A 15,098-nucleotide genomic window follows, 5' to 3' on the forward strand; every position below is an offset into this window, starting at 1 on the left:
CCCTCCGGCGACCTGGACGAGAAGTTCGCCCAGACCGGCATCGCGGCGATCGCCGACGCCAACTGACGCCGGGGACAGCGCCTTTGCGTTAGCCTTGCGGATCCGTGACCGGGGCACACACACGGTGCCGGAGCGGCCTCAAGGAGCAACGTGCAGCAGTATTCCGTCCTCAGCCTGGTGGGTTCGGGCTGTTTCGGCCTGGTCGTCGGGTGGATCGCCTACCGGACCCTGCGACGCTCCGAGGGGTCGCGCATCTCCGACCTGGTCACCGTGGTGGCCGCGCTGGGCGGCGGTGTGGTGATCAATACGCGGTTCCCCGACCCGGACCTGTTCGCCTGCTACGCGTTCGGGCTGGCCGTCGGCTTCTTCGGCTACCTGATCGTCGCAGGGGCGCTGAACCGTGCGGAGCGCAAGCGGAGGGCCGCCGCCCAGCCGGTGCCGGAGGGGGCCGTGGGAGAGACCCCCTCGCTGCCGCAGCAGCCCGACGTGCCGAGCGTCAGCTCCTTCATGGGCGACTGAGCCTCAGGTCCGCGCAGCAGTACGCCGTGTAGGCGAGTCCCAGCAGATTGCCCTTGCCGAGCAGTTCCGCTCGTACCCGGTGCAGGGACTCGCCCACCGTCAGCCCGGCCAGGAAGTGACGCCAGAACGACTGGGCCACCTCGCCCGCGAAGTTCTGGCCGACCGAGATCTCCGTGCCGATGACCCCGGAGGCGCCCAGGCTGCTGAACACGTCGACGAAGGTCAGCCAGGTGCCCGGGGTGTCGTCGGTCGTGTGGCAGCCGTTGAGGAAGACGAGCGGGGCGTTCTCCTCCCAGTCCCGCCACCCCTTCGTCCCGTCCGCGCCGGTCCTTCCGTCCGCGTCGCTCGTCTCGGTCATCCGGGCCGAGATGTCGGCGGGCCTGACCCGTTCGCCGTTCCCGATCTCCAGTTCCGTCGCGCCGGTGTGGTCCGCGGTGTCCTCCTGGCGGCGACCGTGGCAGTAGAAGTACACACAGTCCTGACCGGCCCGGAAGAGTTCCTCGAGCAGGGACTCGCGCGAGTCGCAGTCCCGCACGTTGGCCTCGCCGAACTGCTTCCGCAGGGAGACCAGGTGTTGCTCCGCCAGGTCGGCGCGCGGCAGGGTGAGGGCGCGCCCCACCGTCATGTGCGGTGCGTCCAGGCCGCGTCCGGCCCGGAGCGGCAACGTGCCCCGGTCCTGCCGCGAGGTGGGCTGCTCGATCGCGTGCCGGAAACCCCAGAAGCCGTACGGGCACACGGTGTTGCGGGTGTGCCGCGCCGAGTCCCGGCACGTCCGCCCGGCGCCGTCGCCGCGCCGGGCCTGCTCCAGGCCCGCCTCGCAGTACACGGGGCTGTCCCCGGTGTCCACGGGGATGTCGTAGACCAGCGCCCAGGGAAACATCAGCGGCTGCCCCTGCTGACGGCAGATCTGGATGGTCGCGGGCTCCCTCAGCCGGTCGCGAAGGGCCGCCCGCTGCGCGGGCACCGGCGCGAGCAGATGGAGCAGATCCCAGCCCACGGCGGCCAGCCGCCACAGGTCGTCCAGGAATTCCGCGGCGCTCTTGGCGTTGTCCGCGCCGAGCCGGTCCAGCGGCGGGATCCACTTGTCGCCGGGCTTCTCCGGGGGCACCGCACGGGTGGCGTGCACATCGGTGAGCACCGTACGGGCCCGGGAGAGGGCGCCCTCGATCTGCGCCTCGGTCAGCCAGAAGGTGCTCACCGGCCGGTCCCCGCCGTCGACGTCCACGACCAGGGCCCCGTCGTACCCGCGGGAGACCCTGATGGCCGCGTCCCGGCTCGGCAGGTCGTCCAGGCCGAGGAAGCCCGAGGTCAGCGTGAAGTCGACCTCTCCGCTCAGCGAGCCCCCCGCGGGTTCCTCCCGCTCCGCCACACGCGCACGGACGGTCGCGGACTGGAGCAGGTTGCCCCGGTACGCCACGGTGACCCGCAGGCTCGCCTCGGACCGCGGCCCGTCCGGCGCCGTGACCGGAATCCACACGTATCTCCCGCGGTGCTCGGGCCGGCACACGTGCCGGCCGCCCGGCGGGCAGGGACAGACGTACGCGTGTCCGTCGAGCGGCAGGAACATCGCGTGGCGCCGGTCCGGCACCAGGAAGTCCTCGCTGAGCACGGTGACCTGCAGCCAGTCGCCGCGCCCGCCGTCGTCCAGGTGCGGCAGCTCGTCGTCCGGGAGCGGCCGCGCGCTGTCCCGCAGCAGGCTGTCGCGGCCGAGATCTCCGATGTCGAGCCGGAGGTGGTACCGGGCGCCCGCTCCCAGCAGCCAGTCGTGGGGCACCACCTGCCGGGAGATCGGCCATGTCAGGCTGAGGTTGAGGTAGCGGCGGTCGGGCGGCGCGGCTCCCGCCAGGTCCTGGGGGACGACCGCCGCGTCGGTGTCCGGCTCCGGCTGCGCCTGTGCGGGGACGGCGCGCTCGGTCGTCCCGCGGCCCGCCAGGTACTTCCCCAGCACGCGTTTGAAACTGGCATGTTGACGCCGGATCTTCTGAAGCTCGATCAGGAGCGTCTGGTCGTCGATGCTCTCCCTCGCCAGCAGGTCCAGCAGGGCCTTCCGGGCGGGCTCGTCCAACTCGTCCCACAGGGGTGAGGCACGGAGCCGTCGCAGCTCCTCCTTCCCGATCGGCGCGATGTCGACCATGACTGACGGCCTTTCGACTGGACTGGGGAAACCGGCTGAGGAAACCGGAGGGACAATTGTGCCTGCCGGACACCGGTGGGCGGCTACTCAAGGGGACGGACGGAGGACCGCATGGCGGTGACGCCACGTGACGTACTGGTCGAACTGTCGTGGGGGGACGGCGGGGAGTTGCGCGCGGCACTCCTGACTCCCGAGGGCCGGCCCACTGGCGATCCCGAGATCTTCCGCCCGGACGACGACGACATCCAAGACATGCTGTCCCCGGAGAGCAACCAGTTCACGCTGGCGGACCTGTCGGACACGGTGCTGTCCGAGGCCGCGCGCGGCCACATCAGCCGCCAAATGGCGCTGTTGACGGACGGTCAGAGACTGCGGCTGAGGATCCGGCTTGGCACCGGGCCCGAGGGCCCGGTCCGGCTGGCGGCTCTCCCGCTCGAGCGGATCGGGGTACCCGATGCGAACCGGGTCGACGCCAACGGGCCGTGGCAGGACTGGGTCGAGCACGGCTACCTCGCCCAGCGCGTCCGGAAGACGCCCCTGGGCGAGCACCCCCGCATCTCCCTCGTCCGTGAGGTCCGCCCCCGGCACACCATGCCCTCGGCCGTCGTGGACGGCCTCAACGATGTCGTCGTGGTCGCCAACGCCGCCGCCGTCCAGGGGGACATCACCACCAGGGCGGGCACGACGCGGCACGTGGTGGGTCCGGGGCCGCTGACGTACGGAAGCGGGGACCAGGACAGGATCGTGGAGGTCCTGGACGGCAGCCGGTTCCGGACGCGTCCGGTGGAGCCCGCACCGGCGGACGTCGAGGCGGTCCACCGCGCTCTGGCCGGCGGGCCGCTCGCCTTCTACTTCGGCGGACATCATGTCGACGGCGGGCTCGTGGTCGCGCGGCAGCCGGAGTCCACGGACGCGCACTGGCTGGACGGCGACACGCTCGCCGCGTGGCTGGTGCGGGAGAGGGTGCCACTGGCCGTCCTGATGGCCTGCGACTCGGCGTCACCGGCCGCCGGCGACGAAGGGCTCCATGAGGCGGGCCTGGCCGAACGGCTGGCGCTGGCCGGAGTGCCGTACGTGGTGGCGGTGGACGGCAAGGTCCGCGACGGCCAGGCGGCGGACTTCGCCGACCGGTTCTTCACGTCCCTGGTCAGGGGCCATGACGTGGACCTGGCCGTGCTGGAGGGTGCCGGAGCCTTCGCGGGGAGCGACGCCCGCCCGGTGCTGTTCACCTCCCGGGCCGGGGCCGCGCTGAGACTGGGCACTCCGGCGCCCCGGGAGGCGTCCTCGATGCCGTCGGTGGCGCACCGCGTGCCCGCGGCCGTCGTCGACCGGCTCGACGAGCGCTTCCGGGTCTGTCTCAAGGCGGAGTTCTGCCTGCGGGAGGCCCCCTTCACCGCGGTGCTCGCCGATCCCTCGGGCGACGACCTCGCGGATCTGCTCAACCGTACGGAACAGGACCTGTGGCGGACGAGGGCCGAGCGGGAGGAGCTCTCGGACGGTGAGCGGCTCCACTGGTACACGTACAACTCGCCGCGCAACCTGCCCGATCTCACCGCGGAGTCACTGCACCTGGCCCTGTTCCCGGGCTACCGACCCGGGCGGCCCCTGGGGCTGGTGGTCCGCCGGCCGGCCTCCTTTCCCGCCAAGCGGATGGACTGGACCGGTAACGAAAGGGAACTGCGGCGTCTGCTGCCCGGCCTGCGCGGTGTCGTTTTCCAGGTCCACGGTGAGCCCCTGCCGGCCGCACGCCACACGGCGCGGGAGATCGCCAGGGGACTGGGGGCCGAGGAGTACCTGGTCCGGGCCCCGGAACACCCCGACGCCCGCGCCCCGGAACGGTTCGGCGCCGCGCTGGGCGAAGCGCTGGAGTCCTGCCGTGCGACGCTCCCCGCCGGGCTGTCCGACGCCTCCGCCGTCGTCGGACATCTGAACGACGCCGGCTCGGCCTGGGACGACCTCCCGGGGGGCGAGGCCGGGGTGCTGCGGGCCGTCCGGGCCGCGCAGCCCGACATCGGGGACGAACTGCTGGACGCCCACGCCGTCGGCCGGTCCGACCCGGCGCGCTGGGCCTCCCTGTGGGCGACCGAAGGCGACGACGCGGCCACCCGGAGATGGCTGCGGGCCGCACACCGGGCCGGCCGTCTGCCGCCGCCCGAGGCGTTCCGGGGCGTCGTCCTCACGCCGACGATGGTCGACACGGTGGTCCTGGGCCTCCTGCACACCGGTCTGCACACCGACGACGTCTTCCGTGCGTGGCTCGAGGAGCAGCGGCCGTCGGACGCGGTCGTCGCCGCGGCGGAGGTGGCCGCGCGCGGGGAGCATGCGGTGCGCGCCGAGGATCTGGCGAGCCCCGAGCACGCCGTGGCGCTGGACCGGGCCGGGCTGCTGTCCGGCTCGGACTTCACGGTGCTGGATCCCCGGGGGCAGCGGCTGGGCAGCTGGACCCTGTTGACACGGCTTCCTCTGACCACCTCGCGCATGGCCTGGGTGCTCGACCGCTCACCGGCCCGCCGCTCGCTCGTCGGCCTGGGCAGCGGGCGCCCGAGCGGCGTACCGGACTACGAGCTCCTCGACGAACTGCATGATTTCCGACAGGCGTTGCGGCCCTCGCTGTTCACTCCCCCTGCGGGGGCGTGGACTTGACCGTCCGTGCCGCGTCCACCTCCAAGGGCCTGCCGTCCGCCCGCTCATGACCCTGGAGTGAAGCGGAGATGTCCGATCGGGTACGTGATGAACCTGATGACCCGATAGACTGAGTGACCCACCACACACTCCTTGTTCGCAGGGTGAGTTGTGGGTGCACGCCGCGCCACGGGGGACGGCGGGCAGTGTGCCGAACAGCAGGGAAGGACCGCCGTGCTCGAGAACTGGTACTTCTGTTCGGCTCTGGGTCTGCCGCCGCGGGCGGCCTCCGACTACCTCGATGTCGTCACCGCCCTGCGCGAGCCCGTCGCACAGCCCCGGTCCGGCGAACTCGTCTGCGCCGCCCTGGAATGGCTGGCCGGAACGGACACTCCGCTCGCGGTGTACGCGCTGCCTCATGTGCTCAGGGCGCACCAGGTGTTCCTGGCCGAGCACGAGCGCTACGAGACGGAGGACGCCCCGGCGGAGCACCGGCGCTGCGTCTGCGTCCGGGAGCTGACCGGCCGTACGGCCGTCCTGTACCGGAGTGTCGCGGAGGTGCTGCCGCAGGAGCTGCGGCCGCTGGTCGCCGCGATACTCCAGGCCGCCGGCGCCGGAAACCCGGAGGCGGTACGGCTGTTGGGCAAGGTGCTGGAGAAGCCCGACGCCGTCGCGGCCGCCGCCGACGAGCCGTCACCTCCCTACCACGATCTCCTGGACCACCTGCTGCCCTCCGTCCTGCTGACGGCCGCCCGCGCGCTGACGGGCGTGTGCCCGGACGCCCTGGGCGAGCTCATGGACGAGTTCCCGGTGCTCCTCGACGGCGCCCTGCGCGGCAGGCACGGCAGGCTGGCGCTGCTGCAGGCCACGGAACTGGCCGCCGCGCTGCGGTCGGAGGACACCGCGGCCGTCCTCGACCGGCTGGCGCGAGCCGTGGGCGGCTCCTTCGACATGGAGCCCGATGTGCTGGCCACGGCCGCCCGGGTGGTCTTCCGCGCCACCGGGGAGGCGGACGACGGCGTATGGGCCCGGCTCGATGCGGAGGCGGCGACGGGGGCCGAGCTGGGCCGCTGGACGGCCCGCAGGCGTCCGGCGGGCATTCCGGGTGACGACACCCCGGACGGCAGCCGCCGTGTCCTGGCCTACGCCCGGCTGGGCGGTACCGGGAACCACCGCTGGTCGCCGATGCCGGGGGTGCTCTGGCAGGCGGCCCTGCACGAGCGTGCCGCCGAACTCGACGCGGGCCGCGCCGTGCACTGGCTCGAGCGCCACTGGCAGGCGCCGAACGGCGTGCCGAACCAGCGGCAGACGCACGTGACCGTCCCGCACGGCGAGGACTACGCGCACGCGCAGCTCCATGTGGGGCGCCTGCTGAGGCTGCGCGGCCCCGGCCCCGACTGGCGCATGCCGATCCTCTACCTGGCCGACGGCTCCGTCGAGGAGAACGATCCGGCGACGGCCGCCCAGGTGTGGTCGCCGTGGATCCTCTCGCCGCCCGGTGAGCCGAAGCAGTTCCGCGCCACCGCCGAGCAGATGGTCCGGCTGCTCGCGGCCAGTTCCCTGGCCGTACGTCTGCTCTGCGCCACGCCTCCGCCGCCCGAGGGGCAGGGGGCCGGGCCGCTGCCGGACTTCCTGCTGCTGCTTCTGACGCACGTCCGTGACATCCTCGGCAACCGCCACCGTCTGCTCATGAGGGAGCTCACCGAAGGCCACGGGGACGCGGGCAGCGGGCCGGGTCAAGGCCAGGGGCAGGGGCAGGGGGAGGCCGGGGCGCCCAGGGGGCCCGCGGTGCTGTCGGCGCCCGTGCGCCGCCTCGGGACGTTCATGCTCCACCAGATCCAGCAGGTCGACGCCGTCGGCACCGGCAAACGGCCCGCCGTGCACCCCGGCGAGGTGGTGCGGCTGGTGGTCCGGGTGCACGCCTGGGACGCGGAGCAGCCGAAGCCCCCCGCGCCGGTGCGCACGCTGGTCAGATCCCGGGTGGCGCTCGGGATCGCGCTCAGCTGGCTCCAGGAGGCCGCGGCGGGAGGGACCCAGCCGCACCGGACCGAGGGCAGCGGCCGTTGGTTCACCACCCCGGACGACCCGGTCGCCCCGGCGCGAGCGCTGCTCGACTTCTCCTCGGGCCTCGGTGACCAGCCGCACCGGGGCACCTCCGTGCAGGCGGCACTGCTGTGGCGTGAGATCTACCCGGGCGAGTCGACCTACGCGCTGCGCTGGGACTGGGTGGGCGGCAGACCGGACTACGCCGACCCGAGCGCGGCGGCCGGACTGCACTACCGCAGGCTGCTGCTGAGCGCGCCCAAGGACCCGGACCGGGACGCCTTCTCGGTCGCCGACTGGGCCGACATGGGCGAGGAGCTGGAGCGGGACATCTCCGACGAGCACGGCATCATTCCGGTGACCGTGCGGACCCTCAGGCTGGCGGCGTTGCTCCGCGAGCCCGAGCTGGGTGACGCGGAGGCGCACGAGGACTGGGTGACGGCGTGGTCGTTGCTGGTCCGGTCGCTCAACCTGCCGCAGCATCTGCCGCGTTGGGTGCGCGGCCGCATGTTCGACATGTTCGCGGCCCCGGTCTCGGGCAAGGGGTCGCACGATCGTGTGCTGCGAGTCCTGGAGCAGGTCGTGGACACGGTGATCGACCTGAGCGCCAAGGCTCCGTTCTACTACGACCGGCTTTTCGAGGTGCTGGGCGGCGGCATGCACGTGGCGCCGGCGAGCGCCAACCGCCTCCGGCAGCGGGCGCTGCGGTCCCTGTACGTCCGCTGGGGGCCCTGGGGCCTGACCACCTCGACCGGCAACCCCTTCGACACCTACGGCGACCGCGTCTCGCTGCGCGGTACCGAGGCCGCCCTGGTCGGATTCCTGCGCAACACCTCCCACCGGGTGCTGGAGGCCCGTGAACTTCCGCTGGCGGCCGGCATGGACAAGCTGTGGCGGGACACCCACGCACCGGCCCTCACTCCGGCCCAGCGGGTGGAGTCGGGCTCGTCGGACCTGGAGTCCTGGCTGGTCCGGGCCGGTGTCGTCGACCGCCGGGCCGGGGAGACGCTCCTGTATCAGCCCGGTGTCGTGATCGACGCGCGGATGGAGGGACGCAGCCGCGCGCCGGTGCACAACCTCTTCCTGCACAACGCGCCGCGTCCCGAAGAGGGCACGTACGTGCTCGGACTCGTCACCGCCAAGGACGGCAACCAGCAGGGTCCGCAGCAGCGGCTGTGGATCAACTGCGGACAGCGCTTCCCCGTGCCCGCGCTGGTGTCCGAGCAGCAGGCCAAGCGCCGGCGCGTGGGCGATGCCGTGGCCGTCCTGATCACCAAGGACGGCGGCCGGCTGCGCGGCGACCGGGTCGTCGCGCTGGCCCGCCGGCCTGCCGTGGACGGGGAGATCCGGTCGGCGGAGCTGAAGGCGGTCGACCGCTTCCCCGGACTGGAACTGTCCGTCCACGGCGTGGACGAGGACGGCTACCCGCGAGGGACCGGTGTCGACGACATCGCGGCGCGGCGCCGCTGGGACCCCGACCTGTCCCGGGTCCACACGTCCTCCGTCGGTACCGGTCTGCCCTACGACACCCTGGCCCGCTGGGACGCGGTGCTCGGCCACTGGGTGCCGGTGGACGCCGGGGCACCCGAACTCGCCGTGGCGCCGGGGGTCGACGAGGCCGGCACCGGGCAGCGCCCCGAACGCACGGCGCTGCGGCTGGTCCTCGCGGGGCCGGCGACCGACCGCACGGGATTCGGGCCTGCCTGGCGGTTCGTCACCACACCGGGCCGCGCCTACGTCCTGGGCCCCTCGGCCTGGGATGCGGCGGACTGGCAGAAGCTGGACGAGGCCTGCTCCGCCGGACGCGCCGGGCTGATCGTCCACGCCTCCTACGAACCCGGGCACGGCCGGCTCACCCTGCGCGAGCCGGCGCCCGGCCGGAGCCCGTTCGACGACCGCAACGCCCGCTGGCTGGAACTCTTCGACGTCTTCCCCGCCCACACGGGGGCCGACGGGCACACCGAGGACGAGCACGACGACGACCAGGCCGACCTCCCCGTCCAGGAGCTCTACCACGAGGCGCGACGGCACGACGCCGACGGCGAGGGGTTCTGGACCGTCGACGTCCCGGCCGTCGACGGCTTCCCGACCCGGATCAAGGTCGACCTCACCGGCCGGGTGCAACGCAAGCGCGTGCTGTGCAGCATCGACCACTGGGGAGAGCCGCAGGCGCGGGGTCTTCTGGCCGTCGCCCGGGCGATGGACGAGACGGGCATCAGGGAGAAGCACCGCTCCCCCGAGACCTACGACCGGCTTGCCCGGCTGCACGAGGGCTCGGTCGTCGAACTGGTCCGGCAACTGACCAGGAAGCCGGGGGACACGGACTGCCTGGTGATGCTGAAGTCCGGGCTGATCGGCTGGGCGGCCACCGAGTCCCTCACGCTGACCGGCGAGTTCCCCACCATGTCGACGACCGTGCGCCGGCGCGCGGTCGTCGTCCAGGACGGCCACGCCCCGCGCCCGCAGCCGCAGCGGGACCCGGAGGCGCTCGACGACCTCCGCCAGGCGTGCACGGGCCTGAGCGACCCGGCCCGCCTGGAGCGGGCGGGCGCGCTGCCGGGCCTGGTGCTCGGCCGCATGTACAACACCGACAACACCCTGACCATGCTGCGTGTCTGGTTCCGGCTCGACGACGAGGTCGTCGAGGCCGTCGTCCCGGCCGTGTGCTTCGACCAGGCGTCGCCGTCGGTGGGCGACCATCTGAGGGCCACCCGGACGCCGGCCGGCTGGGTCTTCTCGGTGCTGCGGCGCCGGCTGCGGCTGCGCGCCCTGTGGGAGTGGGCGGGCGACCTCCCCGACGCCGGCTGGCACCCCGTGGGCATGGTCTCCGACCGCGGCGAGGACTACGGCGCCGCCGTCTCCCAGCACCCCACGCTCGCCCGGCTCGCGCTGAGCCGCGCTCCGCAGGACGGCGGGCGGCGGTCCGATCCGGCCAGGGCGAGGCGCCTGCCCCGCGGCCGGGTCCTGGTCGAGCGGGACGGACGCTCGCTGGTGGGCACCATGACCGGCTTCTACCTGGGTGCAGATCCGCAGCCCGTCCATGTGGACCAGGTCCTGGTGCACACCCTGTGCGTCGATGCGACCCCCGCGTCGAGAGGACAGGGCGACCGGCCGCGCTTCACCGACGTACAGCGCCGGTTCGTGCTGTCGCCGGCCACCCTGCGCTCCCGGCCGGAGCGGAACCGGCGCACCGCGGATCCCGCGGCCGAGTGGGCCCGTTTCCTGGCGCGCCGTGACGGAACCCTGGAGGGCCCGAGGGTACGGGGACGGCTGCACCTCGACGTGCTGGCCCCCGACGAAAACGGCACGTACCAGGGATGGCTGGAAGCGGACGACGGCCCGCAGACCTTCGTCGGTGGACGCGGCTACTCCGAACATCTGGTCAGGGCCGTGCCGGTGCCGTACGGGCGGGGATACCGCTACTCGCACCTGCGGGCCGCCCCGCTGACGGTGGCCGAGTTCGTCGAGAAGGTGGCCCCTCACGCCCGTACGGACGGCAGCCGCTGCCCGATCGAACGCGACCGCCGCCCCTACTACGTCGGGTTCGAGGAGACCGACGCGGGGCCGGTGCACCGCTTCGAGTGGGGATTCGGATGGTTCGCCGACGTGCCGCACGCGGCCCTCACCGTCGGGGGCTCGGTGGTGGACCCGGCGGCGCTGACGCTCTTCCACGGCGACCGGATCGACGCCGTCTCGATCACCGCCGCGGCCGAGGAGGAGGTGCCGGGCGGGCTCCGGGTGTCGATCGCGCTGCGGGACATCCGCAAGAGCGTCGAGTACCAGATCCACCAGGAGGCCGCGCACCAGGTGGTCCACCTGCTGGACCTGGAGATCGACCACGCCACCGGTCGGGTGGTCGTGCTCCGCGTCCACACCCGCAGCCGGGGCGTCGGCCGCGACGGCGCCGACGACCATGTGGAGGGGCGCCCGGTACGGGCCATCCTCCACCCGGAGGACATCGCCCGGCTGCTCGCCGCCGTCCCCCGGGACAGGTCCCGGCAGCGCGTCCTCGGCCGGGCCGTGGTGGAGGAGGGACCCGCCCGCGGCCGCGTCCACCAGTTCCGCCTGGTCCCCCCGACGGCCGCCCCGGACGACCGGACCCCCGGCCTGCGGGCGGGCGACAGGCTCTACATGGAGGCCGGCCGGATCCAGCCGACGGCCAACGACTACCTGCTCCGCTTCGACCTGCCCGAGGGTGTGGCCGCGCTGAGCGACCCGGACGCGGCCCCCGACCGGGCCCCGTTCCATGTCATCGTCACCCGCCGGGACTTCTCCCACCGGGAGGGCGTCCTGCGGCGCGCGGCCGAGACCGTCGGGGCGGGCGCCTACGACGGCCAGGCCAAGATGCTGGTGGAACTCCTGCGCCCGTCGCCCGACAAGGAGAGCCGCTGGCAGGGTTCCACCAAGTCCCCGCTGCCCCGCCCGCTGGACGTGCTGCGGAGCTACCTGAACAGCCGCTCGGGCGGTTGCTTCGGCGTCGTCGACCCGGCGGGCCAGTGCGTCGAGGTGCGGCCCGGCGTCGTCTTCCCCATGGCCGACCTGCACCGGGGCCCCGGCATCACACCGCGGTCGGTGGTCCGGCTGGATCTGGCGGACACCGGGCGGGTGACCGTGGTCCTGGCCATCCCGGCCGACGACGCCTATCTCACCGACCGGCCCCGCCCGGTGGTCGTCTTCCCGAAGGACAACCTGAAGACGCGGGACGACCTGCGCCGCGCCGACGAGCCGGGACGGTTCACCGTCGCCGGACTCCCGGGGATCAGCGCCACCGCCCGCAAGGGCTTCGGCAGGGTTCTGCTGGAGACCCGCCATCCCCGGATCGCCGCCGTCCGGCGGGAGGACCAGCCGAGGAGCGGGCCGGTGGACCGGGTGGTGCCGCTGGACCACTCGGAGGCGGGCACCGTCGCCTTCGAGCCCGGTGACGTCGTCGCCGGTGTGCGCCGCGAGCGGCTGGCTCCGGCCGGTACGGAACTGGCCACCACCCAGGCGCCGATGGCGTGGGCGCAGCTGTCGTTCATGGACGACAGCGCGCGGCGTATCGCGGAGGCCTGCGCCCGGCACGGCTGGACCTACCACGACTCCCGCACCCGGGAGTGGGTGCCCGGCGAGGCCAAACCCCGCACGCGCAGGCTTCCGGCGCGGGCCCGTTCGACCAGCGAGCCGGTGTTCTTCTCCCGCAACGCCTCCGGCTGGACCCTGCGGCACGAGAGCGAGGCGTTGCAGCGGTTCGGCTTCCCGGCCACCGAGCTTCTGGAGGAACCGGCCGGCGACATCGCCGAGGGGCGGCGCCGGTCCTGGGCCGTCGCCCACGCCGACCGGCACAGCGTCTGGCTGGAACTGGCCCCGGGCCGCGTCTCCGAGGTGCGCCGGGAGCTGGTGCGGTTCGCCGACGGCCACTCGCTGGCCGACCTCGACTGGTCGCTGTTCAGCCCCGGCGACCTGCTCTACGGCCGGGTCGAGGGAGGGGTCAACGAGTGCGGCCACCTGGTGCTGGACGACTGGCGTCCGGGGCTGCGCGGGGCGATGGCGGCACCGTTCGCACGTCGCATGCTGCTGCCGGTCGCCCTGCGGGACGAGGAGGCCGGCGCTCTCTACCTCGGTGAGGGGCGCGGCACCGTGCCCTACCCCGCCGACCAGACCGTGCTGGACGCCCACCCGGTCGGGAGCGCCGTATGGCTGGACCGGGCCAACCGGCTGAGCGTCGCCGAACCGGACAGCGTCGCGGAGAACGACGTGGTCTTCCTGGCCCTGGACCGGGAGCAGGGCCTGCGGATCTGCGGGCTGCCGAGGGCACGGGTCGAGCTGGCCGCCGAGAGCGAGGCCGACGCCTGGTTCGGCTGCGGCTGGCTGCGCGCCGAACTGCTGCGCGCCAGCCGGGGCGAGGCGAGCCTGCTGAACCAGCTGGACGTCCTGCCCGTCACCGTCGAGCAGGTCACCGCCGGGCCGGAGACCGTGGTGACGGTCTCCCGCCGGGCGCAGCCCCGGAGCATCTGGCCCCACGGAACGGTGCTGGCCCAGCCGGTGGCCGACCTCGGCCGCGGAAACGTGGCGGTACGTTCGGGAAGCGCGCTGTTCCGCGTGCACATCCGGCAGCTCGTGCCCGGCCTGCCCGAGCACGGCACGCAGATCCAGGCGGCCTCCCGGGCGCTGGCCGCCACCCAGGAGTACGTCAGGCTGCACTGGAGCAGGGCCGAGAAGCTGCTGTCGTGCGGGATCCCGGGCAGGCGCGGGGCCGGTGCGGCCGACGGCGCCGACAGGGCCGAGGGCGACGGCGAGGAGATCGCCGTGCGGGTCTGGCTGCGGGTCAACGACGAGGAGGACCGCGCTCTGGGAGTGGTCTGCCGCGACGTCCGCACGCAGCGCCCGTACTGGCTGCCCGTCGGGGAGGCGGCGTGGACCGGCGGTCTGCGCGGTTCCACGCTCTTCGACCATCTGCGGGGCATCCGCCGGCTCACCGTGCTGCGGGACGGCCCCGGAACCGTGAGCCTCAGCCGGCTTCCGCTGGTGGAGCGCGAGTTCCACAACCTCGCGCCGGGACGGCTGCTGCCGGTGCGTGTGGTCGCCAGGTCCCTGAAGGAGGCGTCCGAGAAGGCGGCAGCCGCGAAGGAAACGTCCGCCGGGGAGACCGCGACCTGCCTGGTGTCCGTCGAACCGCTCGGCGTGCTCGCCGCCTACTCCGCCGTGGACGTGACGACGGAACTGGCCGAGGAGTCTCTCGTGGCCGAGGTGGCGCGGGTGCGGCAGGACAGGCGCGGTGGACGGTTCGTGACCCTGGTCAAGCCGGGCAGCCGGCTCACCGTCCCGGACCTTCCCCGATGGATGTCCGACGCCCTGGTCAAGCTCCGGCTGCCGGACTTCCGCCAGGTCCCGCGGCCCGTGGACGGTCTTGTCCCGGCCCGGTTCGCCGCGTACTGGCGGAGCTACGAAGAGGGCCAGTCCGGCAAGCTGACGGACGAGGCGGCCGAGTCCCCGGCATGCCGGGTCATGCGCGCCCGGGGACTGCTCCACTCGGCCGACGGCCCCGACCGGGCCGACGTCCAGAGCTTCGCGCTGCGCGCGGTGACGGACTGGCTCTGCTGTCCCGAGGGCCAAGCGGTCCTGCACCACGACAGGACGAGCGTCGACCTGGCCCCCGCGCTCGCCGTGTGTGCCATCGGCGCGCTGGCGGCCAAGAAGTCCTGGCCGGGGCGTCCGCCGTTGCCCGACGACTGGCCCGTCTTCCTGCTGCAGAAGATCGGGCTGCGGGCTCTCGGCTCGCTGCACACCGAGGCGTTGGTCAGCCAGTGGCTGACGCGGCCGGATCGCCAGCTGGAGTCCGGTGGGTTGTGGCGGCGGCTGCGGTCCATCGAGCTCGGGCCCGAACTGACCGACGCCCAGATGGAATCGCTGGAGCGGTTCGCTCAGGCGCTGACCGCGCGGGCCGCCGCGGGCGACGAGAAACACGCCGCCGCCCCGGTGGCGCGGGGCCTGATCGCGGCGTGCGGCGGTCTGCCGGACGCCGACGTCCTCCTCAAGGACGCATCGATCCTGCGCCCGTTGGCCGATCTCGGCCGGAGCCTGCGTCCCGCCGCGGACGCGGCGGCGTCCCAGCGCTTCCTGCTGGACCGGCAGACCGCCATCCTGAACACGGCCCTGACGCAGGTCACCAGGGACAAGGTGCCCCTGACCCTGCTCCCTCCCCTGGAGCCGGCCACCGCGAGAAGCCGGAAGTACGCCCTGGCCCTGCGCTCGGCCCTCCGCGCCCACTCCGGCCCCGCGGACTGAGGAGGCCGCCACCGAA

At 73.6% G+C, this 15,098-nt stretch carries 4 protein-coding genes; 3 read left to right on the plus strand and 1 reads right to left on the minus strand.

Annotated features, from left to right (window positions below):
- Positions 1-150: 150 nt before the first annotated feature.
- Entirely contained in the window at positions 151-519 is a 369-nt protein-coding gene (locus IE318_RS26730) for a hypothetical protein (RefSeq protein ID WP_189904380.1), read from the plus strand.
- Here the strand turns inward: IE318_RS26730 and IE318_RS26735 are convergent.
- Entirely contained in the window at positions 506-2,653 is a 2,148-nt protein-coding gene (locus IE318_RS26735; RefSeq protein WP_189904382.1) for a CHAT domain-containing protein, read from the minus strand. The two genes, IE318_RS26730 and IE318_RS26735, sit on opposite strands and share 14 nt — an antisense overlap.
- 111 nt (positions 2,654-2,764) lie before the next feature.
- On the opposite strand from IE318_RS26735, the gene IE318_RS45200 reads away from it, so the two are divergent.
- A complete protein-coding gene (locus tag IE318_RS45200) occupies positions 2,765-5,296 on the plus strand; it encodes a CHAT domain-containing protein (RefSeq protein ID WP_229903761.1) in 2,532 nt (843 codons plus the stop codon).
- A gap of 213 nt (positions 5,297-5,509) precedes the next feature.
- A complete protein-coding gene (locus IE318_RS26745) occupies positions 5,510-15,082 on the plus strand; it encodes a hypothetical protein (RefSeq protein ID WP_189904384.1) in 9,573 nt (3,190 codons plus the stop codon).
- Positions 15,083-15,098 lie beyond the last annotated feature (16 nt).

Origin of the sequence: Streptomyces spiralis, from assembly GCF_014654675.1 — a bacterium.
Classification (GTDB): Bacteria; Actinomycetota; Actinomycetes; order Streptomycetales; family Streptomycetaceae; genus Streptomyces; species Streptomyces spiralis.